Annotated in this window: 22 protein-coding genes; 12 read left to right on the top strand and 10 right to left on the bottom strand. The window is 60.0% G+C overall.

Annotated elements, in window-relative coordinates:
* Positions 1-127: 127 nt before the first annotated feature.
* From galE to PMI35_RS10780, 3 genes are all read right to left on the bottom strand, one after another.
* Positions 128-1,105, bottom strand: a complete 978-nt coding sequence (galE, locus tag PMI35_RS10770; protein WP_008062148.1) for a UDP-glucose 4-epimerase GalE — start codon at positions 1,103-1,105, stop codon at positions 128-130.
* Between the two features lie 79 nt (positions 1,106-1,184).
* The gene (locus PMI35_RS10775) at positions 1,185-3,818 is read right to left on the bottom strand and encodes a hypothetical protein (protein ID WP_008062146.1); all 2,634 of its coding nucleotides are present in this window, start codon (positions 3,816-3,818) and stop codon (positions 1,185-1,187) included.
* 5 nt (positions 3,819-3,823) lie between these two features.
* Positions 3,824-5,350: an O-antigen ligase family protein gene (locus PMI35_RS10780; protein WP_008062144.1), complete on the bottom strand. Its 1,527-nt coding sequence runs from the start codon at positions 5,348-5,350 to the stop codon at positions 3,824-3,826.
* 102 nt (positions 5,351-5,452) lie between these two features.
* Here PMI35_RS10780 and PMI35_RS10785 point away from each other — a divergent pair, with 102 nt between their 5' ends.
* The 12 genes from PMI35_RS10785 to PMI35_RS10845 all read left to right on the top strand — a co-directional run bounded on the left by PMI35_RS10785 (position 5,453) and on the right by PMI35_RS10845 (position 18,464).
* Positions 5,453-6,835 (top strand): oligosaccharide flippase family protein, encoded by a 1,383-nt coding sequence (locus tag PMI35_RS10785; protein ID WP_032831802.1) that lies wholly within the window; start codon positions 5,453-5,455, stop codon positions 6,833-6,835.
* 270 nt (positions 6,836-7,105) lie between these two features.
* On the top strand, positions 7,106-8,572 hold the full coding sequence (locus PMI35_RS10795; RefSeq protein ID WP_008062138.1) for a GMC oxidoreductase: 1,467 nt from the start codon (positions 7,106-7,108) through the stop codon (positions 8,570-8,572).
* A 113-nt stretch (positions 8,573-8,685) separates the two neighbouring features.
* Complete coding sequence (locus PMI35_RS10800) at positions 8,686-9,303, top strand: acyltransferase (RefSeq protein ID WP_008062136.1); 618 nt, start codon at positions 8,686-8,688, stop codon at positions 9,301-9,303.
* Entirely contained in the window at positions 9,296-10,252 is a 957-nt protein-coding gene (locus PMI35_RS10805) for a glycosyltransferase family 2 protein (protein ID WP_008062134.1), read from the top strand. Before PMI35_RS10800 ends, PMI35_RS10805 begins: the two co-directional genes overlap by 8 nt.
* An 8-nt stretch (positions 10,253-10,260) precedes the next feature.
* Positions 10,261-10,785 (top strand): serine O-acetyltransferase, encoded by a 525-nt coding sequence (locus PMI35_RS10810; protein ID WP_008062132.1) that lies wholly within the window; start codon positions 10,261-10,263, stop codon positions 10,783-10,785.
* Positions 10,786-10,790: 5 nt separating this feature from the next.
* A complete protein-coding gene (locus PMI35_RS10815; protein ID WP_032831804.1) occupies positions 10,791-11,768 on the top strand; it encodes a glycosyltransferase in 978 nt (325 codons plus the stop codon).
* A 7-nt stretch (positions 11,769-11,775) separates the two neighbouring features.
* Positions 11,776-12,699, top strand: a complete 924-nt coding sequence (locus PMI35_RS10820) for a DUF535 family protein (protein ID WP_008062127.1) — start codon at positions 11,776-11,778, stop codon at positions 12,697-12,699.
* Positions 12,700-12,770: 71 nt separating this feature from the next.
* Positions 12,771-13,973, top strand: a complete 1,203-nt coding sequence (locus tag PMI35_RS10825; RefSeq protein WP_008062125.1) for a glycosyltransferase — start codon at positions 12,771-12,773, stop codon at positions 13,971-13,973.
* A complete protein-coding gene (locus PMI35_RS10830) occupies positions 13,970-15,157 on the top strand; it encodes a glycosyltransferase family 2 protein (protein ID WP_008062123.1) in 1,188 nt (395 codons plus the stop codon). The genes PMI35_RS10825 and PMI35_RS10830 overlap by 4 nt, the downstream gene beginning before the upstream one ends.
* A complete protein-coding gene (locus PMI35_RS10835; protein WP_008062121.1) occupies positions 15,157-15,900 on the top strand; it encodes a WecB/TagA/CpsF family glycosyltransferase in 744 nt (247 codons plus the stop codon). Before PMI35_RS10830 ends, PMI35_RS10835 begins: the two co-directional genes overlap by 1 nt.
* Positions 15,901-16,139: 239 nt before the next feature.
* Positions 16,140-17,282: a hypothetical protein gene (locus PMI35_RS10840; protein ID WP_008062120.1), complete on the top strand. Its 1,143-nt coding sequence runs from the start codon at positions 16,140-16,142 to the stop codon at positions 17,280-17,282.
* A 69-nt stretch (positions 17,283-17,351) separates the two neighbouring features.
* Positions 17,352-18,464: a glycosyltransferase 61 family protein gene (locus PMI35_RS10845; protein ID WP_008062117.1), complete on the top strand. Its 1,113-nt coding sequence runs from the start codon at positions 17,352-17,354 to the stop codon at positions 18,462-18,464.
* A gap of 88 nt (positions 18,465-18,552) precedes the next feature.
* On the opposite strand, the gene PMI35_RS10850 is transcribed toward PMI35_RS10845, so the two are convergent.
* The 7 genes from PMI35_RS10850 to PMI35_RS10880 all read right to left on the bottom strand — a co-directional run bounded on the left by PMI35_RS10850 (position 18,553) and on the right by PMI35_RS10880 (position 25,601).
* The gene (locus tag PMI35_RS10850; protein WP_008062114.1) at positions 18,553-19,977 is read right to left on the bottom strand and encodes an undecaprenyl-phosphate glucose phosphotransferase; all 1,425 of its coding nucleotides are present in this window, start codon (positions 19,975-19,977) and stop codon (positions 18,553-18,555) included.
* A 319-nt stretch (positions 19,978-20,296) separates the two neighbouring features.
* A complete protein-coding gene (locus PMI35_RS10855) occupies positions 20,297-20,818 on the bottom strand; it encodes a hypothetical protein (RefSeq protein WP_008062112.1) in 522 nt (173 codons plus the stop codon).
* Positions 20,819-20,962: 144 nt separating this feature from the next.
* The gene (locus PMI35_RS10860) at positions 20,963-21,484 is read right to left on the bottom strand and encodes a methylamine dehydrogenase light chain (protein ID WP_008062110.1); all 522 of its coding nucleotides are present in this window, start codon (positions 21,482-21,484) and stop codon (positions 20,963-20,965) included.
* Between the two features lie 18 nt (positions 21,485-21,502).
* Positions 21,503-22,129, bottom strand: coding sequence for a methylamine dehydrogenase accessory protein MauD (mauD, locus tag PMI35_RS10865; RefSeq protein WP_008062109.1), 627 nt, complete (start codon positions 22,127-22,129; stop codon positions 21,503-21,505).
* 5 nt (positions 22,130-22,134) lie between these two features.
* On the bottom strand, positions 22,135-22,674 hold the full coding sequence (locus tag PMI35_RS10870) for a MauE/DoxX family redox-associated membrane protein (protein WP_008062108.1): 540 nt from the start codon (positions 22,672-22,674) through the stop codon (positions 22,135-22,137).
* A gap of 13 nt (positions 22,675-22,687) precedes the next feature.
* Positions 22,688-23,839, bottom strand: a complete 1,152-nt coding sequence (locus tag PMI35_RS10875) for an amine dehydrogenase large subunit (RefSeq protein ID WP_008062107.1) — start codon at positions 23,837-23,839, stop codon at positions 22,688-22,690.
* Positions 23,840-24,116: 277 nt separating this feature from the next.
* Positions 24,117-25,601, bottom strand: a complete 1,485-nt coding sequence (locus tag PMI35_RS10880; RefSeq protein ID WP_008062105.1) for a sensor histidine kinase — start codon at positions 25,599-25,601, stop codon at positions 24,117-24,119.
* Positions 25,602-25,737 lie beyond the last annotated feature (136 nt).

Genomic DNA, 25,737 nt, shown 5'->3' with positions numbered 1-25,737 from the left:
TGCCAGCGAAGGCGGCCTGACAGCCGACCCGTCGCTCGCGGATGTACCCGATCAACTGTGGGAGCTGGCCTGCCAGCGAAGGCGGCCTTCAAGCCTGCCTGGATTATGTCGACTAAATACGCCGCCTTCACTGCCACGGATACTTCTTCTCCCACGCCCAGGCATGCGCCACGATCTGTTCCAGCGTGGCATATTGCGGTCGCCAGCCCAGCAGGGTGTTAGCCCTGCGAGCATCCGCCACCAGTCGCGGCGGGTCGCCAGCGCGGCGTGGCGCTTCACTGATGAAGATGTCCCGGCCGGTCACGCGGCGCGCCGTGTCGATCACTTGCTGCACCGAGAAGCCCTGGCCATTGCCGAGGTTGAAGGCCGTGCTGCTACCTCCCGCCAATAAATAGTCCACGGCCAGAGCGTGGGCGGCCACCAGGTCGACGACGTGGACGTAGTCGCGAATACAGGTGCCGTCCGGCGTGTCGTAGTCAAAGCCGTAGACGGTGATGGTCTTGCGCCGGCCCGAGGCGGCCTGCAGGATCAGCGGCAGCAGGTGGGTCTCCGGTTCATGGCGTTCACCCAACTGCCCATCGGGGTCCGCGCCGGCGGCGTTGAAGTAGCGCAGGCACACCGACTTGAGCCCATAGGCACGGTCGAAATCTTCCAGCACCTGCTCCACCATCCACTTGCTGCGACCATAGGGGTTGATCGCGGCCTTGGGGTGCGCTTCATCGATGGGCACATACTCCGGGTCGCCATAAACGGCGGCGGTCGAGGAGAAGATGAAGCGTTTGACCCCGGCACGAACCATGGCCTTGAGCAGCGTCAGGGTGGCCGCCAGGTTGTTCTGGTAATACTTGGCCGGTTCGGTGACGGACTCGCCCACCTGGATGAAAGAGGCGAAGTGGAACACGGCATCGAAGTCGTGGGTTCTGAACAAGGCGTCCAGCGCCTGGGCGTCGGCGATGTCGAGTTCGACCAGTGTCCCGCCCAGCACGGCGCTGCGATAGCCCGTGGAAAAATTGTCCGCTACCACCAGTTCATGCCCCGCGCCAAGCAGCTGCTTGACCATGTGTGAACCGATGTAGCCCGCGCCGCCAATCACCAGAAATTTCATGCAGCTCTCCTTGACATCGTTGCGGTGTCAGCGCGAGGCGCATGACCCGTCCTTCAAAAGAGACCAGTGACCTGCGAGGTCACTTGAGACTATCACTCGCTTGCGATGGATTTTTTTTCAGGAACAGCCAATTGTGCGCCTGCAGGCCGTCGAACTTGATCGTGTAGCGGCCATCCTGGTAGGTGGCAGGCAGTTTTCCAGGTTGTCCAGGAGGCCCGCCCTGGGTGAACAGGGTCAAGCCCGGGGGGGCCAGCAGGGTTAGCGTGCCCTCGAGGGGTTCCACGTAGAAGGGCGTCTTGTTGTTGTCTTTGGGGATGGCCCGGGTGCCCAGGGAAATCAACAGGTTCGCGGACTTGCCGACGGGCGCGTCGTCCAGGCTTTGCACCACCACGCTGGCGTAGGCGGTATTGATGTTCACCTGGATATTGCCCAGCTTGATCGACTCACCGCCGATCCAGCCGGTGGCCGCCTGGGTGCGAGGCGTATCGATGGTGTAGAGGCCTTGTTTCCAGTTGCGCTTGAGTTCACCGGTGTCGGTGGTGGACTCGCTGGCCGTGGCGTCCAGCAGCGACTGGGCCGGGTCATGGAACACCTGTGCGTTGCTGGCGATGATGCCCGGTTGCAACCAGGGCAGTTGCGGCGTCTTTGGCATGGCGATCTGCAGCTTGCCTTTCTCCATGGCGGTGCGCAGCAGGGCCGAATTGGCCGGTGTGATGCTTTGGTTGAACAGGGTCTGCGGCGTCGGTGCGAAGACATAGGCCGTCTTCGCTTCGTGAACGTCGGCGCGCCGATAAAGCAAGGCGGCGGCGGGCAAGGTCGCCAGCATGGCCGGGTCGCTGTAGGCGTGCCAGTTGTCGGCCGATATCGATTGCCCGTTGAGGTCCTCCTGACTGTAGGCATATTGCATCAGCGCATCCCAGCCCTGATGACTGGCCGTGCCGGCCAAATAAAGTGGCAGCGAATGGCGGTCGGCGATGGGGAAGGGTTCGTTGTTCCATTCCGTGACGGTCAGGGGTTTGCCGACGACCTGGCCGGCGGCGATCCAGTCCAGCAGATTGGCGCTGGTCAGCGGGTTTTTCTCAAGCTGTCCCGGGCCACCGTAGCTGTGGACGTCGATCACGTCCCCGGCGGTCAGGGCGGGCAGGGCACTCAGGCCGTTGCCGCCCCAACTGCTGGTCGTGGCAATCGGCACTTTTACGCCTGTCTCGCGCAAGGAATCGATCATGTCGGCGTTGAAACGCCGTTCCAGGTCGTTGAGGAACAGTTTGGCGGGGCCAGGCTCCCAGGACCGCCAGGTCTGGTTTTCTGACAGGTCGTGCTGTTTGGCAAAGGCCTTGGCAGCCTTCATGTACAGCTCGTTGTGCCTGGGCACAGACTTGTCGGGCAACAGGGCGTTGCCATAGTGTTGGGTGATGTCGTTTTCGTTGGTGATCAGCACGGCGGCGATCGCCGGATCGTCCTTGTAGGCCAGGCCCGTATAGCTGTTTACGTGGCTCAGGTAATCTTTGGCAAAGCGTTTCATGGCCTGCTGGATCGTGACGTTTACGTAGGCGTAGCCCTTGAGGTCGGCGATGCCATACTGGTTCTTCGGCAATTCATCGAAGGCAAAGATGTTGTCGTTCGCCCAGAGGCCTCGTCCGACGTGCATGTCGAGCCAGACATAGATGCCCTCGTCCTTCAGGCACTTGATCCACCAATCGAGCTTCTTCAGTGATTCCTGGCTCAGGCGCTGGGTATCATGCACCTCCCGGCCGTCACCGAAGATGTTGGGAAAGACCCACAGCGAGTCATGGTGATGCAGTCGCACCAGATTGAAACCCAGGGCCGAGAGGCGCTTGGCCTGCAGCTTGATCGCATCGTCGGGTGTTTGAAATAACGTATAGGCCGACAGATTGGTGCCCCAGAAGCGTGCCGGGGTGTTGTCGGCAAACAGCAGTTGCTCGCCGACAGCCTTGACGAAACCGCGCTTGCCCGCAGGTTTTTCCTGGGCATTGAGAAAGGACAGGTCGACCGGCGCAGTCTTCCAGTCCAGCCTGTCACTCGGCCAGCTTTTCGGATCCGCAATTCCAAAGCGCTCGGCGTCGGTCGGCCCCAGCACCACATCGCCAGACACGCTGAACGTGGCTGTGAAGTTTTCGCGACCGGGCTTGATCCGGTCCTTGTAGAGGAACGCCCGCACCTGGGAGCGATCACCGGGTTCGAAATACACCCTCTCCAGCGCGGGCTCGAAGCGCATTTCGATGCGCCGCCCTTGGGGTTTGCCCCAGGTCCAGCCACGGTTGCCAGGCAGCAACACCGGTTCGCCCATTTCTTCGGCCAGGGCCGGGTCGAAGTTGAAGACGATGCCCCCGCCCATCACGTTCGACTTGAGGGTGCGGGCATCCAGCACCAGGTTGATGCTCAGCGTCTGCTCGTTTTCCTTGCGAATCTGCCCGGTCGCGTCGAAGTCCAGGATCTGGCTCTTGCCCTGCATGGCGTAGACAAAGGGCGAGATCACCTTGAGCGAGGGGGTAAAATCCGCCCAGTCCCAATTGCCGCCCCAAAAGACGAATTGCGAGGCGACGGCTGGGCTGCCGCCACGCGTAACCTGGGGCAGGCCACTGTGTTCATCCACGCTGGCAACCCATTCCGCCGCCCGGACGTTCAATGGCCAAATGACAAGAAACAGGAGAAAGACTGACAGCAAGGGCATGCGGTAAAAAAAACTCGTCATGAGCGTTACCAGGTCCGTTGGAGGGTACTCTTGCTGCTTTCCGTCTGTGCGCGCTTGAGCCTGCGCGCCATCTGAGCATAGGACACGCCCAGCCCGGCTACCGACCAATACACCACGGGGATTACGGTAATGCTGCTGACGGTGATGATGGTCACCAATATCCCGGCCAGAGTCGCCAGCAAGGCGCGCCCGAGGCGGTACGACTCATCGTCCCGGTTGGGGAACGAACGCATCGCCTTGCGAATGCCGAACACGATCGTGCCGAAAAAAGACACGAACAGCGACAGCCCGATAACGCCCATTTGCAGGGCAATGGCGATATAGGTGTTGACGATGTCGATGATGCCCTGGCCCTGGATCATTGACTGCATTTCAGGGGTGCTGCGGTAATCGAAGGAGCCCAGCCACAGATTGCGCTGGATGACGATCAGCGAGTTATCGATCAAGCGCTGGCGGTAGGTGATGTTCTCGGCTTCCACCGAGCCGATGAAGGGCAGCAGATCAATGATTTTCTGCCCGCCGGGCAAGACGGCCAGCAAGGGCAGGGAGAGCACTGCGGCGAACCCGAGCAGCATCAGGCGCCTGACTGGATAACGGCCGGTGCCGATGAACATGACGATCATGACGGCGACACCGATCCATGGGCCGCGCGACAGGGGCGCAAACAGGCCTCCGGCGAGCAGGAGGGCGCCGAGTCGTCGCTGCATTTTGCTGCGCACGCCCTCCTGCAGGAACAGGTAAAAGCCGGTGGCCACGGCGATGACATAGCCCAGCGCAATGGCCTGGCCGGTGGTGACGCTGGCGCGCAGCGAGCCGCCACGGCTCAGATAGGTGGCGATTTCCCATTGCACGCCCATGGCGTCGGTCAGTGCGTTGTACAGCAGCCATCGGCGGGAAAATTCGAAGAGGCCGATCAGCGACAGCACCATGGCCGCGAGTAAAAAGCCCAACAGTGCGTCCTTGAAATCGCTGACATTCTTCAGCGCCCGGCTGGCAACGTAGTAAGGCAGAAAAACATCGAAGAACAGAGTGAGCGAGTGACGCAACGTGTCTGTGGGCGTGGTCTGGCGCAGGGAAAGCGCGGCAGTCAGGAGGAGAAAGGCGAGCAGCAGTTTGTCCGGCCAGATGCGTCCGAAGGGCAGAGTATCGGGCTTCCTGCGCAAGGCGAGAAACGCCGGGAGCAGCACGCACAGGGACAATATACGTACATGGTTCAGGTCAACAAAATAGTTGACCAGGCCGAAGCCGGGGACCTGCGCCGAGGCCGGAGGAATGAGAAACAACAGGAAGAAAAACAACGTCACGGGGTTGCGCTCACGCTGTCGCGTGACCGTCAGGATGATAGCGGTAACGCCCGCATACACCCAGAAGCTGTGGGAGACAAAGGCCACCAGCGTCAATGCGAACCATAGATTGCGCCGACGGGTGAAATCACTGAGAGGGATCAGATCTGCCGCCGGTCGCCGTGCAAAAGCGAAGACGATACCGGCAAGGACCAGGATGACGACTAACGCGCGAAAGTGCTCAGGCATGGGCTACCGATATATTTGATGAGTGAGCGATGGCTAATGGCTAGTGGTTTGCCTAATAGCGACTATAGTACCTTTCGTGTCGTCCAATACGGGATTGATGTTATGCCTTCAGTAAACATCTCGCCAACGTTTAGCCTTCGCGGGCGAGCAATATCTGCTGGGGCATGGAACCTGGTGGCGTTGGTCACCTCTCAAGTGATGCGCCTGGCCGGCAACCTGGTGATGACCCGCCTCCTGATGCCGGAAATGTTCGGCATCATCAGCATCGCCGCCACCGTTTTATTCATTCTGCACCTGCTGTCCGATGTAGGGTTGCGCCAGAACATCCTGCAGAGCCCGCGCGGCGACGATCCGGTTTTTCTCAATACCCTCTGGACCGTGCAGATCGTGCGCGGCTTTGTGTTGTTTGCCTTGACCCTGTTTCTCGCCGTCGCTGCCTGGTATGCGCAATCCATCGATTTCTGGTCGCACAGCTCCACCTACGCCGCGCCGGAGTTGCCGATGGTATTGGCCTGGACCGGTCTTACCGCGATCATCTACGGGTTCCAGTCGACGAAAGTCGACCTGGCGGTTCGCGCTTTCCAGCAAAAGAAAGTGGTTATCGCCGAATTTCTTTCCCAGGTGGTCGGCCTGCTGGTGATGTTGGCCATCGGTTACTTTACCCGCTCCATCTGGTCGCTGGTGGCTGCCGGCCTGGCCGCGGCCCTGGCCAGCACACTGCTTGGGCATTTCTGGTTCGAGGGACCGTCCAACCGTCTGAAGTGGGAACGTGCCGCGCTCGACGAACTGGTGGTCTTCGGTCGCTGGATACTGTTGTCTTCGGCCGTGGGCGTACTGTCCATGCAGGGGGACCGGATCATTTTCGGCGGCAGCATGACCGTCACCGAAATGGGCGTGTATTCCATTGCCGGACTGATCCTGGGCGCGCTTCAGACCGGTGTATTGAAAGTGGTCGGGGCCGTGGCCCTGCCGGCCTTCGGTGAGGCCTCGAGAACCAACGACCTCGAGCGGCTGCGCAGGTTGTATTACCGCTTCAAGATGATGGTGGACGTTGCGCTGCTGTTTCTTTGCGGATTCCTCTGGGTCACCAGTCCACTCATCATCAAGGTGTTGTACGACGACCGTTACGCCCAGGCAGGCCACATGATGGCCGTGCTTTCGACGTCGTTTTTCGTGATGCGCTACATCGTGGCCAATCAAGTCTGGATCGCCTTGGGACTCACCAAGTACCAGGCCATCGACAACATCATTCGGGTTGTTTCGTTGTGGGTGCTGGTGCCACTGTTATTGGCTATCGGCGGGGTCGATTACGCGATCTGGGGTGTCGCCCTGCATACGTTGCCGACCCTGGTGCTGGTTGTGTATGTCAATCGTCGCGTGGGTATCCTCGATATCAAGCGTGAACTGATCGTGTTGCCTATGCTGGTGGTGGGGGCCTTGTGTGGTGAGCTGGTGCTGGTCGTTTCCAGGTGGCTTTTCGGTTGAAGCGGTTGGCCAGGGTTTCTTGACGTTGAAGCACCCTTTGAATCTCAGATGCAATCTCGATGCCGTGGAGCCGTGAACGATGAGTGAACGCGAGTTGAATGCCTCTGTCATTAGTCGCAGAGGTCTCATTCGGGCATTTGCCCTGTTAAGCCTGGGGGGGCTGGCGATGAAATTCACCGGGGTTGGGGCCCGGCCTCCTGCAGGAAAATCGGAGTTTGTCGTTATCAACGGGTGGGTGTTACCTGCCGCGCATTTCCGGTAACTGCAAATATGATCAAAGACTACCAAACGCAGAAAGACCTGCGCGATCACTATGATTTCTGCATCGTTGGTGCAGGCCCGGCCGGCATTACGCTAGCCTTGCGTTTGGCCGGCAATGGCTGGCGCGTAGTGCTTCTCGAGGGCGGGGGGCGCGAATATGCGCCGTATTCGCAAAACCTCTACAATTGTCCTTCCACGGGGTTGGATGTCTTCGCTGAAGAAACCCGCCTGCGCTACCTGGGGGGTACCTCCAACCACTGGGCGGGTCGTTGCCGTCCCTTCGAACCTTCGGATTTTACCCTGTCCCCTCCGGTGAATTTGCCCGGCTGGCCCATCGCGTTTTCCGAGATGGAGCGCAATCTGCCAGCGGCCATGGCCATTCTGGACCTGCCGCTGGACTCGGGATTCAAGACCGTCAACGCGGCCTTTCACAGCGACGAATTCGAAGCCGACCGTTTCCTGCTCAGTCCGCCGACTCGATTTGCACAAAAATATGCCAAGGAGCTCGAGGAGGCCGAGGGCCTGGACGTCTTCATCAATTGCAATTGCGTCGACCTGGATTTCGACAGCAAGACCGGTCGCATCACCGCCGTCGTAGTGTCCGATTACGAACGCAATCAAGCGCACATCTCGGCCAGGCAATTCATCCTGGCCACTGGCGCGATTGAGAATGCCAGGCAGTTGCTCAACAGCAAATCCTTGGCCGCCGCTGGCGTTGTCACCGAGGATGGCCTGGTCGGTCGATGCTTCATGGAACACCTGAACATCGCCCTCGGTACCTTCATCCTCAACAACGGCGAAAGCCGGGAGGCCAGGCAGTTCTACACCAAGGATGCGTTTGTGATCGAGCATCACTCCGGTAAAGGCAATGTCACGGCTTCACTGTTGTCGGCCGTGGAAACCTATGGGCGCATGGCGGCAATCAAGGGCTTTTTCGAAAACCTGGCTTGCGAGGCTGGCATGGCGCACAAGATCGAGTTCATTACCAAGTTCAACTGTCCCGGTGACGGCGAGCTCTCCACGATGATCGAGCAGTTTCCCAACCGCAAGAGTCGCGTCGCGTTGACCGAAGAGCACGATGAGCTGGGGATGAGAAAGGCCAACATCCACTGGGAGCTCGCCCCTGAAGACAGGGAGACGGTAAAAAGCATAGGCCTGGAAGTGGCAAAGTGTTTTGCCGAAGAGGGGCTTGGCTATGTCAAGTTGGAGGAAGCGGTGTATGACGTTTCCTTGCCACTGAAGGTCGTGCCGCATGCCCATCACATGGGGACGACCCGGATGGCGACCTCCCCTGAATTCGGGGTGGTCGATGAGAACTGCAAAGTGTTCGGCACCAATAATCTGTACGTCGCTGGCAGCAGTGTGTTTTCAACCGCTGGCGCGAGCAATCCAACCATGCCGCTGCTGCAGCTGACGCTGCGGTTGGCGGATTACCTCAACCATCAAATGGGCCCTGCGACAGGCAGGTATTCTTGAATTGAAAAGTCTTAGGGAGAGCAACCAAATCGGGGTGCCACAAAAACAACAAAACCATGGTGCATCTGGTCTTGGAACCGATGTGAAACGCTGACTTTTGTGAGGCTGACAGGATGATTGGGCTAGCAAGGCGTGCAATAAGTTACTACGCATGGAAAACAGGTCGGGGGAAGGGTTTATACAAGAGGTTTTGTCACCCCACAGGCTTCGAATGGGCAGAGTTCCTGGCGCGCTGGGGAGGTATACACTCGGTCGGCAAGGGCGTGTGGATCAATCCCGGTTGCAACATCCCCGACCCTTCGCTGCTGCGCCTGGGCAACAACGTCGGCTTGTCCGATTGCACAGTGTTCGGGCACGACGGCATCATTGGCCTGTTCGAGGTCAGCGCGGGCAAAACGCTCGACTCCGTCGGTGCGGTCGATATCCTTGACAACAGTTTCGTCGGTTATGGCGCTATCGTCATGCCGCGCGTCACCATCGGTCCGAATTCAATCGTCGCCGCCGGTGCCGTGATCACCAAGGATGTTCCGCCCGGAGTCGTGGTGGGGGGTAACCCGGCGAAGGTGCTCTGCACCGTTGAAGATCTGCTCAAGAAAATCGAAGAGCGTTGTGAAGCCTATCCGTGGATAGATCTCATCCGCCACCGCGGCACTCACTTTGATCCGGATTACGAGCCCAAGCTCAGGGCCATGAGAACGCAGTACTTCTTTGGCGAGAAAGCCAATGAGTAGCGCGCCACTGGATGTGCTCGTGGTCAACTACAACACGGCGGGACTGTTGCAGCCCATGTTCAATGCGCTGCGCCAGTCCAAGAGTGCCGACCCGGCGCGCTACCTGGTAGTGGACAATGCCTCGGCGGACAATTCGCTGGATTGCCTGGGCAGTATTTGTCCAGAGGCCGTGTTGCTGGCCAATAAAGACAATGTCGGCTTTGGCCGGGCCAATAATCAATTGGTTGAGCACCTGGAGGGCAAGTACGCGTTGCTGCTCAACACCGACGCTTTTGTGTCCGACGACACCCTGGCCAAGACCCTGGAGTACATGGAGGCTCATCCCGATTGCGGGATCCTCGGTGTACGCCTGGTTGGTCGGGACGGCGAGCTGCAACCCTCCTGCCGCTACTTTCCGACGCCGCTGAATGTGTTCCTCGTGACTGCCGGGCTTGAGCGCTTTTTCCCTTGGGTGAAACTGGTCGACGACCTGGCCTGGGATCATGCCTCGGTGCGCGAGTGCGACTGGGTGCCGGGTTGCTATTACCTGATCCGCCGTGAAGTGATCGACAAGGTCGGCTTGTTCGATCCGCGTTATTTCCTCTACTACGAGGAAGTCGATCACTGCCGGCGCGTCAAGCAGGCGGGGTGGAAGGTGGTCTACTACCCCCACACGTCGGTGGTGCATATCGGTGGCGAGAGTGCCAAGTCGGTCGACAAACTGAACATGGACGGCCGACAGTTGCAGACGCTGCAAATCGAAAGCGAGCTGTTGTATTTCCGCAAGCATCACGGTTTGCCGGGGTTGGCCTTGCACATGCTGCTGGTCGGCCTGTGTGACCTGATCCTGGGGCTCAAGGCTTTGTTGAAAGGTCGCGGTCGGGCCGCCATCAAGGCGTGTTGGCAACACACCCGTGTGACCTGGGCACTGCTGCGTAAAACCAAACTCGGTAGTCAACCCACACGGTAGGTCAGGCCATGTTCGAAAACATACGTGCGGACTTGCGAGCATACGAGGGTGATTGGGGCGCCCAGGGTTTCTGGGTGATGCTGGTGTATCGCTTCGGGCGTTGGCGCTATGGCGTGCGCCCGGCGCTGTTACGCAAATTGCTCTCCTTTATCTACAAAGTGCTGTTCAAGCTGGTGCAGATCGTGACAGGCATCGAGCTGCCGTGCGAGGTGGTGGTCGGGCGCAACTTCGTCATCGATCATTTCGGCGGCATCGTTATCAGTGGCTATGCGCAGTTCGGCGATGACTGCCGAATCCGCAATGGCGTGGTCGTGGGGCTCAAGAACGTGAAGGAGCCGATCGCCCCGGTGATGGGCAACAACGTCGATATCGGCACCGGCGCCAAGGTGCTGGGCAATATTCGCATCGGCAACAATGTGGTGATCGGCGCCAATGCCGTGGTATTGACCGATGTACCTGACAACTCGGTGGCCGTCGGCGTGCCGGCGACCATCAAGCAGCGCAAGCTCGCTGATGCCGAGCAATACTCATGAGCACGGTGTCGACGGGGGTTGGCGTCGTGGTCATCGGTCGCAATGAAGGCCAGCGCCTCGAGCGCTGCCTGGCTTCGCTGGTCGGGGCGGTGCAGCAGATCGTCTATGTCGACTCTGGCTCCACCGATGGTTCGGTACAGATGGCCGGACGGCTTGGCGTCGAGGTGGTCGAACTGGACATGAGCATTGCGTTCACGGCCGCACGTGCGCGCAATGAAGGTTTTGCCCGACTGCAACGCCTGTTGCCGTCGATGCGTCATGTGCAGTTCGTCGACGGCGATTGCGAGGTGGTCGCCAGCTGGCTGCCCCATGCACAGGCCTTTCTTGAGGCCCACCCTGAGGTGGCGGTGGTGTGCGGGCGGCGCCGCGAACGTTTTCCGCAGCGTTCCATTTATAACCTGATGTGCGATCTCGAATGGGATACGCCAACCGGTGCGACCAGCGCCTGTGGTGGCGATGCACTGATGCGCGCCGACGCCTTCGTCACCGCGGGCGGGTACCGGCCGGACCTGATTGCCGGGGAAGAGCCGGAGCTTTGCGTGCGCCTGCGAGCCAAGGGCTGGAAGGTCTGGCGCTTGCCTGCGGAAATGACCTTGCACGATGCGAGCATGACCCGCTTTGCTCAATGGTGGCGGCGTACCCTGCGCGGCGGTTATGCCTTTGCCGAGGGCGCGTTTTTACACGGGGGCGCACCGGAGCGCCATTGGCGCCGCGAGTCGCGTCGGGCCTGGTTCTGGGGCTTGGGCGTGCCGCTGGCAACAGTGATTGCCACGCTGATGCTGGGCTGGCCCGGGCTGCTGGTGCTGTTGGTCTATCCGCTGCAGGTCGCGCGCCTGGCGAGGCGGGGCGCTGGCCCTGCACGGCAAAACTGGTTACTGGCGTTCTTCCTCGTGCTGGGCAAATTTCCCGAGATGTTCGGGCAGGTCAAGTTTCTTTTGAACAGGTTCGGTGCCGGCAAATCCGCATTGATCGAATACAAGTGAGACTTCGATGGACTATTGGATAATCGTCAAAAGCGTCTTCTCCCTGCACGCTGGCTATTCCCTGAGGGCCCTGAAGAACAAACTCAAGTTTGCGCTGTTGGTGGGCAAGAACTGGACCGAGCTGAATCTGTTTTTCGGGCGTATGTCCAACGCCTTGGGCGATAGCGGTATCGAGAAGCTCGGCGGCGATTGCCTGGGCGTCATCCACTGGCCCTACATCAGCAAGAGCTGGAACTCCCAGGACAAATTGGGCGTCATGGCCTCGCACTACGAGGTGGTCACCAAAAGCTGCCCGCAGCTGCTGCTGTTCGGGCGCGACGACAGCCTGGTCCTGAGCGACCTGACGGCGTGGTCCGCCGGCTGTACCCTGGTGCTGGACCGCCCGTTCTGGTTCATGCGTGAAGGCGAGCTGGTGCTGAACCTGTTCCAGGGCGATTTGCGCATTGCCTCGATCGCCTTCACCTTGTGTTGCACGGACGGTGAGCTTTGCATCTTCATTGGTGCCGTGCAGGGCATACACAAAGGTATCGAGAGCGACCGGTCGCTTGCCATCTACAGGGATGTCACCAAGGACTTCGAAGGCCTGCGGCCCAGGAGTTTTCTGATTGAAGTGATCAAGTACATCGCCGGCAATATCGGTGTCGAAAAAATCTACGCGGTCGGGGATGTCTATCGTCATCATCGCCACCCGTACTTTGGCGCGCATAAAGCCCAGGAGCTGGCCGCCAATTATGATTCGATCTGGCTTGAGCACGGGGCGACACCTTCTGCGCGCGAAGATTTTTTTGAAATTCCCATGGCATCGTCCAGAAAGCCACTGGACACCATTGCTTCAAAAAAACGCGCCATGTATCGCCGGCGCTATGAGTTGCTGGACGATACCTTTGCCAGGATCGACCAGGTGTTGATCGGCAGCTACGCAGTGAATTGACGTGACCGGTTACTGGACTACTGTGGGGGTACCTGCAGTGACAACTTCGACGACATTCAAGCCGGGTGCCCATGCGTATCGCTTATTTCATCAATCAATACCCGAAGGTCAGCCATAGCTTCATTCGTCGCGAGATCCTGGCGTTGGAGCGCCAGGGCTTTGAGGTTCAACGCATCGCGCTGCGAGGTTGGGACGGCGAGTTGGTGGACGCCGAGGACGAGTCCGAACGCGGCAAGACCCGCTATGTGCTGGAGGGTGGCGTCAAAGCGCTGTTGCGACCTGCGCTGCAGGTGCTGCGTGCCCAGCCGCGGCGGTTCTTTTCGACGCTGTGGCTGGCGTTGCGCATGGGCCGGCACGCCGATCGGTCCTGGCCGTACCATCTGGTCTATTTGCTCGAGGCATGCAGCGTGCTGTCCTGGGTACAGGCGTTCGGCGCCCGGCACGTGCATGCCCATTTCGGCACCAACTCGACCGAAGTGGTGATGCTGGTCAACGCACTCGGCGGGCCGACGTACAGTTTTACCGTGCATGGCCCGGAAGAGTTCGACAAGGCGCAGTTCATCCACCTGGGCGAGAAAGTCCGGCGTTCGGCGTTTGTCGCGGCCATCAGCGCCTATGGGCGCAGCCAGCTGTATCGCTGGGTCGAACATGCGCACTGGGCGCGGGTCAAGGTCGTGCATTGTGGCCTGGAGCGGGCCTTCCACGATGTGCCGGCGGTGGCGATGCCGTCTGCGCCGCGGTTGGTCTGCGTGGGGCGGTTGTGTGAGCAGAAGGGCCAATTGCTGTTGCTCGAGGCCGCGCGGCGCTTGGCCGAACAGGGTGTGGCGTTCGAGATCGTCCTGGCCGGCGACGGCGAAATGCGCCCGCAGATCGAAGAACTGATTGCCCGGCATGGCCTGCAATCGCGTGTGCGCATCACCGGCTGGATCAGCAGCGAGCAGGTGCGCACGGAAATTCTCGCCGCCCGGGCCCTGGTCTTGCCGAGCTTCGCCGAAGGTTTGCCGGTGGTCATCATGGAAGCCATGGCGTTGCGCCGGCCGGTGCTGACGACTTATGTGGCGGGCATTCCCGAACTGGTGCGCCAGGGCGAGAACGGCTGGCTGTTTCCCGCCGGCGCGGTGGAAGAGTTGGCGGCGGCGCTGGCGGACTGCCTGGCACAGCCTGTCGAGCAGTTGCAACGCATGGGCGAGGCGGCTTATCAGCGAGTGCTGGAGCGCCACGATATCGATACCGAAGCGACCAAGTTGGCTCATCTGTTCAAGGCGCAAGCATGATCACATTCCTCAATTGGCTACTCGGTGTACCGCTGGCAATCATCCTCCTGCCGGTGTTGGTGCTGTTCGTGCAGGTACTGCTGGCGGGTTTGCCGGTGCGAACACAAGCGCTCGCGCAACGCCCGCGACCTCGGGTCGCAGTGCTGGTGCCGGCCCACAATGAGTCCTCGATTATCCAGGCCACCTTGAATTCCCTGCGCCCGCAACTGCAGGAGGGCGACCGCCTGTTGGTGGTCGCCGACAACTGTTCTGACGATACCGCCGCGATGGCCCGTGCGGCCGGCGCCGAGGTGGTGGAGCGCAGCAATGCCCAGCAGCGTGGCAAGGGCTATGCCCTGGATTTTGGCGCGCGTCACCTGGCCAGCGATGCGCCGGACGTGCTGATCATCGTCGATGCCGATTGCCAGGTGAACGAAGGCTTCATCGAACGCCTGGCCATACAGTGCATCGACTCGGGGCGGCCGACCCAGGCGCTTGACCTGATGCGTGCCCCAACGGGTTCCGGGCTGAAGGTGCAGATCGCCGAGTTTGCCTGGTGCGTGAAGAATCGGGTGCGGCCACAAGGCTGGGCCCGGTTGGGGTTGCCCTGTCAGTTGATGGGCACGGGCATGGCGTTCGTCTGGCGCGACCTGCCCTTGATCACCCTTGCCAGTGGCCACATCGTTGAAGACCTGAAAATGGGCCTGGATTTCTGTCGCAGCGGCAAGCCGCCGTTGTTTTGCCCCGATGCCCTGGTGACCAGCTATTTCCCGCGCAGTGACGAAGGCCTCACGACCCAGCGTACGCGCTGGGAGCATGGTCACCTGGGCGTGATCCTGGGGGACGCGCCAAAATTGCTCGTGGAGTCGCTTGCCCGACGCAACTTCAACCTGCTGGCCATGACCCTGGATCTATTGGTACCGCCGCTGGCCTTGCTGACGTTGTTGTTGGGCGCGGCGTTTATCCTGTCCTGGCTGGTGTTCTGGTTGTTCGGCGCATGGCTGCCGGCCTTGATCGCATCGGTCGGGGTGGGCCTGTTGATGGTGACCATCTTGCTGGCGTGGAGCCAGTTCGGTCGCGCCATCATCGCCTTTTCCGCCTTGCTGTATGCACCGTTCTACGCATTGAAGAAAATCCCCCTGTACCTGGGCTTCCTGGTCAAACGCCAGGTGGAATGGGTGCGTTCCAAGCGAGATGACTCCTGATGCGCACATTGGCCTGGCAGCACAATTGGCAAACGATCATCCAGACACTCAGGGTCATCAAAGATGCCGATCAAGAGCAGCGCCTGATCGAGACGTTGTCCAGGCCGCAACGGGCGACGGTGCTTGGATTCGTCAATGCCCATGCCATGAACCTGGTTGCCAAGGACAACGCCTACTATCAGGCACTGTCGGCCGCCGACGTGTTGCTGCGCGATGGCTCCGGCATGTCGATCCTGTTTCGCCGAATGGGCAGGGAGCCTGGGCTGAACATGAACGGCACGGATTTGATTCCCAAATTACTGTCGGCCTACAAAGGACGGCGCGTGGCGTTGTGGGGCACGCAAGAGCCTTTCCTGGGCAATGCGGCAAAGCATTGCGAGACGGCATTGGCAGTCAATCTCGTGTCTGCCCACCATGGTTTCGCCGACGTCGAGACCTACCTGACGCTCGCCCGGCAACATCAGCCGGAACTGATAGTGTTGGGCATGGGCATGCCCCGGCAGGAGGTCGTTGCTGCGCGGCTGGCGGCCAGCGGCGTGCCTTGCCTGATCGTGTGTGGGGGGGCGATCCTGGACTTCCTCGGTGGCAAGGTGAACCGCGCTCCGCAATGGATGCGGGGCCTGGGTTGCGAATGGGTGTTCAGGCTGGTCAGTGAGCCCAAGCGCCTGTTCAGTCGCTACGTGGTCGGTAACCCGATGTTCATATTGAGAACGCTTGCCTGCACAGCGCCGACTGGCGGGTGAGGTCGGGGCGTATGAGCAGGATTGGCTCTGTAATATCTTGCAAAACTCTGGCATAGCATCTTTACTGCTCATGTAAGCGACGACTTGCTGGCGCGGTAGAGATTTGTTTCGCCTTTTATGCGAAGGGCGACGAAAGTTTGACGTCAAGCGCCTTCGAATCGAAGCCTGGTTTTCCGTCTGTTATTCCTTGATTCGAACTTCCGAATAATCTTTCTTTAATTAATTAGTGTTAATACAAAATGAAAGAATATGTAAAGGCACAGTTGCGTCAGTTGATCACGCCGTCGGTACGCTTTGAACTGAGGAAAGTTCACGCCTGGCTGCGCGATATTGCCGCTCGGGCCTGTTTCTGGCGCTGGGAATTTGTCAGGTTCAAGCTGCGCGAAGATAGCGCTTACGACATTCTCTATATGGGCCGCAAGGCACAGCGCGAATTTGTGAAAGTTCTCATGGGTGCTGAACCTCAGGTAGCCAATCAGCAAGTTAAGACGGATAAGTCAGGTCGGACGGTGTTTGTCAGTGAAATACCGACGCCGGGTGCACTCTGTGTGCCCCAGTATCTTAGCGCTGTAGTACCCCTGGGCCGGTCGATCGAGGACATCACCGCAAGGTACAACTCCGAATTGCGCCGCAATCTTCGCAAGAACCGCTTGCGCTACCGCCTTAAACAGGCGTTGAACGATGATGAAATCGAAAGCGCCGACCAAGGCATGCTGCAACCTTATGCCAGCGCAAGGCATGGCACGTCTGCTTCGCAAATCGAGCAGCAGGAGGTGCGCAGGGTGGCGAAAACCGCTGGCCGCCTGGACCTGGTGCTGCTGGAAGACGAAGTGGTCGCCTGTCACCTTGGCTGCGTGATTACCCGCGCAGGCAAACGCTACTGGAGCACGATCCGTTTCGGCTACCCCGAAACAGTCTATTCGGACGCGAAAAAGCTACGGGAAATCAACTCGATCACCACCTTCATGGCGCTGGAATGGGCGTTGGAAAACGGCTTCGACTATTACGATATCGGCACCTGCCTGGCGCGCCCGGACGATGGCTTGCTGGAGTGGAAAAGACGGCGCGGTGGCGATGTCGATACGCTGAATAACCACGGCTATCTATTTGTTCGCCTGCCCAAGGTGGGCGTCGCGCAATTTCTCTGGGAAACCCCCTTGTTTGCCGTAGAGGGTAGAAAACTGACTCTGCATCTGGGTTTGCCGGACGGGGAAAGTGATGAAGACGTCGCCGAGCGTTATCGCGAAATGGGATTTGGTGGGCTCGGCAAGGTTTATCTGCATTGCGCAAAGGCGCCACAAGAACAACTGCTCGAGACTTTACGGGGGCGATACAGTCATCTGAAATCGCCCCCTGTTCTGGAAACCATTATTTGCAACTGATTGGAGTCTTGATTTTGCGCACAGGGACGGCAAACGCTATTTGTATTTGAACGTAGAGTGGTAATCCTTATGTCGCAATCGAATATGTTGGTGAGCGGCGCTGGGGCGAAATGGAGTTTTGCTGCGTATAAACACATTTTCAAGGAGAAACTTGTCAGGAAACCGCCGCAGAACCTGCAAAGTGTCGCGGTCAAAACCTGGGAAGTGGCTCCGGCGGATGTATCGATTGCTCCGCCTGCTTTTTACCTGCCCAACCAGCTTGAACGCGTGACGGGGTGGCAGTTTTATCCCTTCGAACATCCCCGTCGCACCATGGAGGGTAACGGTCCCGTCCAGCACGGTCCGACTCGGGCCTTTCTGCTCAAGGACGCGTGGTTGATCGACGGCGCGCTTTACAAGGATGATGCCAAAACCTGGTTATCGCCCAGGGCCCATTGGTTGCCGAAGATTCGCATCGAAAACGAAATCGATCGCGGGGCGATGTATTGCACTGTGGGTGGCAACACCTGGTTTGGCTCGTGGATGGTGGATGATTGCATCACCTATCCAATGGCTTGCGAGGAGGGCGTGCCGGTGACCACGGCGCTCGCCGAAACCGAGGTTAGCGCAACCAGGCACGGGATACTTCACGCCCCCGGCTATGAAAAGTGGCTGGGCATGAACCCGCTTCGTTTGCGCAACGGTTTTTTTCGTGAATTGGTGATCTTTGACGACATCAGTCAGAACCGGCACAAGCACCTGCGCTTTCGCGCAATGTCTGAAAAGTTGCTGTCGCATGTCAATGTCGTTTCGCATCCGGGGGTATTCGTGCTGCGGGGCAACAAGGGCGAGTTGCGGTTGTTGCGCAATGAACTGGAACTGGCCGAGCGTCTGCGCGAGCGCCGGGGATTTCGCATCATCGACCCATCGAAAATGGATGTGGCGAGCATCGTCGCCGCCTGTGCCGGGGCCAGGACAGTGATCGGCATCGAAGGCAGCCAACTCATACACGGCGTCAATGTCCTTGCACCCGGCGGTTCGCTGCTGATCCTGCAACCTCCGGATCGTTTCGTCTGCTTCTTCAAGTACCTGACGGATCGCGACCGGCAGAACTTCGGTTTTGTGGTGGGCACTCCGGACGGCGAAGGTTTCAGGATCGACCCCGATGAGGTTGAGCGCACGCTCGACCTGTTCCCGGCCTGACATCTTTCCAGGCTTTTCCTTTCCTGTTGGTAACCCGGTAGCGCTGATGGTCAGCGCTACCCGGCGTTAGATATCGCTCAAGACACGACTAGTAGGCATGCTTGCCAGAGAAGGCCGTCACTGTTCGGGCAAGGATGACGAAGTCGAGCCACAGCGACCAGTTGTTGATGTATTCGATGTCCGAATCCACCCGGCGAATCATTTGCTCGATATCCTTGGTTTCGCCACGATATCCACGCACTTGGGCCAGGCCAGTGATGCCAGGCTTGATGTTGTGGCGCGCAAAGTAGTCGGCGATGTCGGGCGAATACTGCGCATCGTGCTGGATGGCATGCGGACGCGGCCCGACCAGGGACATTTCGCCCATCAGCACGTTGAACAGCTGCGGCAGCTCATCCAGGCTGGTGCGTCGAATGAAGGCGCCGACCCGGGTCATGCGCGGATCATTCTTTTGTGCTTGCTTGACCACACCGTCTTCGGGCTGATGGACGACCATGCTCCTGAACTTCCAGATGCGAAAAGGTCCGCCACTCCAGCCCATCCGTTGCTGGCGAAAGAACACCGGCCCCGGGCTGTCGAGCTTGATGGCAATGGCGACGATGGCCAGCACTGGCGCTGCAAATAGCAAAAGCAGAAACGCCAGCACGCGGTCTTCAAGGTTCTTGAGCAGCAGGCGCATGCCCATCAGTGGCGTTTCGGACAAGGTCAGCACGGGAATGCCGGCAATCTCTCGAACGCTGTGATTGATCAGGCGCAGGGAAAAGATGTCCGGCACCCAGTTGACCGAGATGTGCTTGTCGAACAACTTCAAGTACACATCCTTGATCACCTGCGAGCCGTCCAGTGGCGTGACGAAGTAGACGGTGCGGATGGAATGCTGCACGACCAGGTCGTCCAGATCGGAAATATGACCCAGTATCGCCAGGCGGTTGGGGTTTTCCGAGCCGTCCTTGCCCTGGTCATCGGCCGCCCCGATCAACACGGAGCCGACCACTCGTTCACCCAGCCAGGGATTGTTGCTGATTTTCTGATGCAGGAAATCCGCCAGCTCGCCCGAGCCGATGATCAGTGCGTTGTCCCGTTGGGTGGGGTGAGCCAGGAATTTCTTTTGCAGTTCACGGGTCGCGAGGTGCAAAAGCAGCTGGGCGAAATAACCGATGACGAACAACTCACCCACCAGCAAGCGTGAGTACTGTTCGCTCTGTTTCGTAAGAAAGGCCATGGCGACGAGAAAACAAAAAGCGGCGGTCCACGCCTTGAACAGTTTGAAGGCCTTGATGGCAAAGCCGACATTGCTTCGATAAATGGCGTAGTGGTCGTAGACGACGGCCAATGCCCCCAGCAACAGCAGGACCATGATCACATAAGCCTGCGTGATGAAGCCGACGTGATAAACAATCAGGTACCACGCGACACCGGTGACAGCGAGGCTATCGAGGCCTGCCTGGATAAAGATACTGGTACTACTTCTTCGCTGGAGTACGGAACGGCTACTGCTCGGCTCAAAAATCATGATCAGATCCCATTTTTGCTGCCCCCCTCGCGCCCAACCCGAACGCGATCCAGGTCAAAACCACCTTCGTTTCAGAGCTTTAGCCTCAGCGGCAAGCTACTTATAGTCGAGAAATCCACCGTCCACCGAAATTTGCAGGCAGGGGAAAAAGCGGCATCCCGTGCTATCACTTTAGCAGCAGTGTGGATTCATTCACGCAATGGACGAAGTTTAGTCTGCAGCATTGACGCAGGCGCCGGCCGGCCTGCTTTTGGGGGGATTGGACGACCATCGGTAGCACTTGAATTGCCTGGGCGGGAAGAGCGGATGAGCAGCGCCGTCAGTTACTCATCCCGTCTTCGATGGCGATGCCTTGGGCGCGCATCTTGCTGATCAGTTCGGCGCGGGTGCCAGGCAGGTTGAGCATGGTTTTGGCGCGCAGTGCCGCCACTTCGTCTGCGCTGTAGGGCTGGTAATCGGCGGGTCGGCTTTTTCCGGCCATACCGTCCTCGCGCATCAGCCAGTTGAGCAGGTCAGCCAGTTGCGCGTTATTCAACGCCGATTGCGACATGCCCGGCACGCGCACCAGGAATTCGCGACCGCCGGGGACTTTCAGGAAGTTACCGACAAACCCGGTCATTCGCGGCGTGTCATTGGCCGCCGAGCCCATGCCGTTGCCCAGGTGGCAACCGGCGCATTGCAACTGATAGTTCACACCCACGCTGTAGCCGGCCTCGGCGATGGGCTTTTGCAGTTCCTCGTTGCCCGGCGCGTGATGCTGCGTCGGGTCCGGGATGGCCCGGGCATGGGCGAGTGGGGTGGTCAGGGCGCAGGCCAGGCCGAGGATTAGCAAACGACGCATTTCGAACCCCTAATTTGTTGTGCCTTGAAAAGATCGCAGCCTGCGGCAGCTCCTACAGGAGCACGCGGTCAATGTAGGAGCTGCCGCAGGCTGCGATTTTTTAAAAAGAACGCCGATTGCCAGGGCAACCGGCGGTGGTGCGTGTCAGACCGCCACGCCACGGATGATCGAAACGGTGCAGTGATAGATGTGCGATTTGGCGGCCAGGCACCAGTTCACATCGTTGTTGTTGAACGGACGGTAGGCCGGTTCTTCACTGTCGTTACGGGTACAGGCGCACTGGGCGCAGCTTTGCTTACCGCAGCAGTCGTTGTACGAAATGATGTAGTCCTTGCCGTCGGCCGGGTTGCGGCAGGTGCCGATCCAGGTCACTTGCGAGGCCTCGGTGCCCGGTGGGCAGGAAGTCACCGAACCGCCGCAGCAACTGCACAGAAAGCCGTCGATGGAGCAGTAGCGCCAGTAGTCGCAGCTGTTCGGATCGCCAGGGTCGCCGGCTTTCGGGTCGGTGGCGGCCAGCGCCTTGCTGGTACGGTCCAGCGGCAGCAGCACGGGCAGGGCGGCACCGGCAACGATCAGCGAGCCCATGCGGGCCAGCAGTTTGCGGCGCGAAGTCGTGTCGGCAACACGGCGCGAGGAGCGCTCGAACAACAGATCCAGCAGTTTCATGAAGGTCTCCCTGCCTTATCAGTGGCTATGGCCGTGGCTATGATCGTGAGCGTGGTCGTGGGGCTGAGCATTGAGGTACTGCTGCAGCGTGGCGTGCTTGAGGTGCTCGACTTCGAACAGGCTGTCCAGGTGCTCGCGGGAGTTGACCAGGCCTTTGGCGCGCAGGGTGCCGGACTTGTCGATCAGTGCGGCGTACGGCAGCTTGCCGATCTGGTAGGTCATGCCCACTTCCGGACCGACCACATAAGTGGCGTCTTCCAGTTTGTGTTCGCGGATCAGCGCTTGCTGGGCGTCCATGTCGCCGTCGCTGACGAACACCACGTCCAGCGTGCTGGCCTGTTCCTTGGCGATGGACTTGATCGCCGGCAACAGCGATTTGCAGATCGGGCAGGTCGGCGAGAGGAAGAACAGCAGTTGCGATTTCTCACCGGCATAACCGAAGTTCACCGGGCGACCATTACGGTCGGCAGCGGTCACTTGCGGTGCGGCTTCGTTGACGGCCACGCCTTTGTCCATCATCAGCGCGCCGGCCGGGGCCAGACGGCCGTGCAGCACGCCAATCTGACGGACCAGGCCCATGACGACGAACGCCACGGCCACCAGCAATACCCAGAGCAGAACGTTGGAAACTATCAAGCCTTCCATTTTGATTACCTACCAATCAATTTGAGCAGAAGAGGGGAGTTCGCCGCCAGACCATCGGCCGCGGCGTAGATGAGCAGCGCGACGGCGGCAGACGCCAGGGTCACGAAGCCATCGAACACAGTCATGTCGCGGGCAATCGGTGCCACGCTGGCCAGCAGCGCCAGCGCCACCAGCACGCTGTTGCGCAGCAGCAGGACCGGGCGCAACGGTTGCGCCTGGTCGGGACCTGCACAGCCGCAGTCGATGTCGCGACGACCGCGCCACAGGTTTATGCCGATGGCAGCGGCGTACAGTGCCAACAGGCCCGCCGCGCTCAACGCCGCCCAGGGACGGCTGACCGGCACCAGCAACGCGAAGGCAATGGCCAGTTCCAGTAGCGGAATCAACCGCGCGCTCGGGTGCACCAGCGCGTCAGGCAGCAGTTGATAATCGGCAAGCTGTTTGCGAAAGCGCGCTGGCGCCCGCACCTTGTGGGTCGCGGCACTGGCCAGCAGCACCGCAATGGCGATGGCGCTGGCAAGGATGAAGATCGGATCTGATTGCATGGCCGAACCTCGGTTAGTAGCTCATGACCTGAGTCGCGGTTTTCGCGACCTTGGCCATGCTGCCGGTGTGCTTGTTGGTCTTGAGGTCGAAGATCTGCAAGCCGCCTTCAACGTCGGTGCCCAACAGCAACGGTTTGTCATCACCCGTCGCCTGCATGCTCCACACCGGTACCGGTGCTTCCAGGGTGCCGATTTTCTTGCCCGTCTTCAGGTCGAAGGCCCAGATCAGGGGGCTTGGGTCTTCCCACTTCATCGGTTCATGGGCGTCGTGCATCAGCACGTACAAGCGATTCAGCTTCGGCGCGACTGCCATCAGCTGCCAGCCGCCCGGTGCCCAACCGGCTTTCTTCTCTTCATCGGTGACCAGCGACCAGCTCGGCAGGATCTTCGGCGCGTCGCCGCTGAAATCCACACCGCGCAGGGTGCCGGTGGTGGTGGTGAAGTAGTAGGTGTCGCCGACGTTGACCGCACGCTCCACCAGTTTTTCCGCGTTCGGGTCGAAGAACGGCGTGCGGCTGCGCGCGGTTTCCTTGCCCTCGTCGTTGATCGTCACGACCTGCAGGCTGCCGTCGCCGCACAGCGAGGCGAACTTACGCTTGCCGATCGGGTAGTTGAGCACGCAACCGGGAATCGCGATTTCCGTGGCCACTGCTTTGGCCTGGGTATCGACCACAGTCACCGAAGTCGACGGGGTGAAGTTGTAGACGTAGACGAAACGGTCATCGCCGCTGGTCTTCAGGCCGTAGCGTTGGGTCAGCGACTCGGCGCGCTTGTTCGGGATCAATACTTCCCAGGCCGGCGACAGGGTCGAGCTGTCCCACGCGGTCAGCACGTCGGTGCGGGTGCCACGGGTGCCGCGCGAATACCAGATGTCGGCGCTGTAGATCAGCTTGCCGTCATGGCTCAGGGCCGAAGGCGCGGCAAAGCCGGTCGGGACCATGCCGAGCACGCGCTTCTGGTCGGGGTCGACCACGGTGACACGCCCGGCGACGAAGCTTTCGAACTCGACATCGACGACGAATGCCCGGTGCGGTTCAGCGGGGAAGGCCAAGGTGGTCTGGCCGATGCCGGTGTCGGCGGGCAGGTCCGCGCGGGCACTGTTCAAGCCGAGTACAAGCAGGCTCAGGCCTAGCGCTGACTGTACGGAGATCCTGTTTGTTCGCATAAGGGGAACTTCCTGAATTATTGGTAACGCGGATCGCGGGTGAGTGGGCAGATTCTGACCATCGAATAGTGCCTCGCCCGGCAATCGCGGGAATTGCCCTGCCTGCCAAGTGTTTGTGTATCTGTGCCAGAGGAGTCAGCGGTGCGTTGATCGATCGTTCCCACGCGAAGCAAAGGAATGCAGCCCGGGACGCTCCGCGTCCCTTCCAGAGCCGAACGCAGAGCGTCCGTTGAGGCATTCCCACGCAGAGCGTGGGAATGATCAGATCGCGGGGGGATCAGGCGGAGGTGGCGAGGAGAGGAAGGGAGAAGGTGAATACGGCGCCGCATGGCTCCAGGTTTTGCGCCCAGATATCGCCCCGATGACGGCCGATGATGTTCTTGCACAGCGCCAGGCCGATGCCGTTGCCGCTGACCTTGGACGAGAAGAAGCCATCGAACAGCTTCTCTTGCGCCTGGGCCTGGATGCCGCGGCCGCTGTCTTCGATGCGCACCAGCGCCACGCCGTCGGCGGCGCTGGCATGAATGCGCAACACCCGGCGTTCGAGCGGCAGATCGGCCATCTCTTCAATCGCATTGAACGCCAGGTTGAGGATGACCTGGCCAATCAACACCTTCTCGCAACTGACCCGCAGCGGCTCGGGTGAGGTCACGACGTCCACGCGCACCAGGCTTGGATCGGCCCGCAGGCTGATGAAATAGCGGGTTTCGCGCAGCAGCTCGTTGAGGTCGATCAGCTCTTCGCTTTGCTCCAGTTTCACCACGTAATCGCGCACGCTCTTGATGATCACCGAGGCGTGCTCGATTTGCCGCACGGCGCTCTGCAAGCCCCAGGTGACGCCTTGATCGGCGTCGGCCGCGTTGCCCAGGCGAATCACCGCACCCTCGATGAAATTGCGGGTGGCAGCCAGCGGCTGGCTCAGTTCATGGGCGATGGCCACGGCCATTTCACCCATGGCGTTGTAGCGCGCCAGGTATTCGAGTTTCTGCTCGCTGAGCCGGCGCGCTTCTTCGGCCTGCACCTGCTCGGTGACGTCGCGAAACAGCAGCAGATGCCCGACCAGGTCATCCTCAATCTCTATATAGCGGCACGTTGCGTCATGCCAGCGCCATTCGCCGTCGCGCCGCTGTACTTGGTAATGCACGTTGAACGGCGTGTGTTCCGGTGTCTCGTGGGCGAACTGTTGCAGCAGACGCTGGCGCGAATCCTCATCGCACCAGGCCAGGAAGTTCTCGCCCATCAATTGATGGACTTCACTGCCGAGCAAGTGCGCGCCGGAGTCGCTGATAAAACCGATATCGCCCTCGGGGCCGAGCACCGCCACGCCCTCGGCCAGATCCTGCATGAACGCCTTGAGCCGGCTTTCGAAGCGCTTGAGGTCGCGCTTGACCTTGTCCTCCTTGGAGATGTCGCGGAACTGCACCATCAGCACATCGCGACCGTCCAGGTGCACCAGGGTCGCCACGGCCTCGGAAAGAATCTCCACCCCTTGCTTGGAGCGATAGCACCATTCGATGGCGCGCTGACCGGTGCGCGCGGCACCTTCCAGCCAGCGCAGGCCCACCGAACGCCGGTACTTCGGTGCGTCGCGGGTCATGTCCGGGGCTTTGAGCGGCGTCAGTTCTTCCAGGGTAAAACCCAGCGCCGCCAGGGCGGCAGCGTTGGCCCAGAGAATTTCCTTGGTGTGCGCATCGTGAAGAATGATGCACAGCGGCATGGCTTCGATCAGCGCATGGAAATCGTTTGGTTTTGGCAAGTACATCGCAAAGCCCTTTACGGCAGAGGGTTCCAGTATGGCGCTTTATACCTGCTCGCACAGGGGGACGCGCTCAGAGGTAACCGGTGTGCAACTAGGGGATTTCTTTAGCCGGGGGGCTGCACGCACCAATAGTTGCGCT

Source organism: Pseudomonas sp. GM78 (assembly GCF_000282475.1).
Classification (GTDB): domain Bacteria; phylum Pseudomonadota; class Gammaproteobacteria; order Pseudomonadales; family Pseudomonadaceae; genus Aquipseudomonas.
Note: the sequence above shows the minus strand (reverse complement) of the source record. Positions and strands in the feature narration are given on the sequence as shown.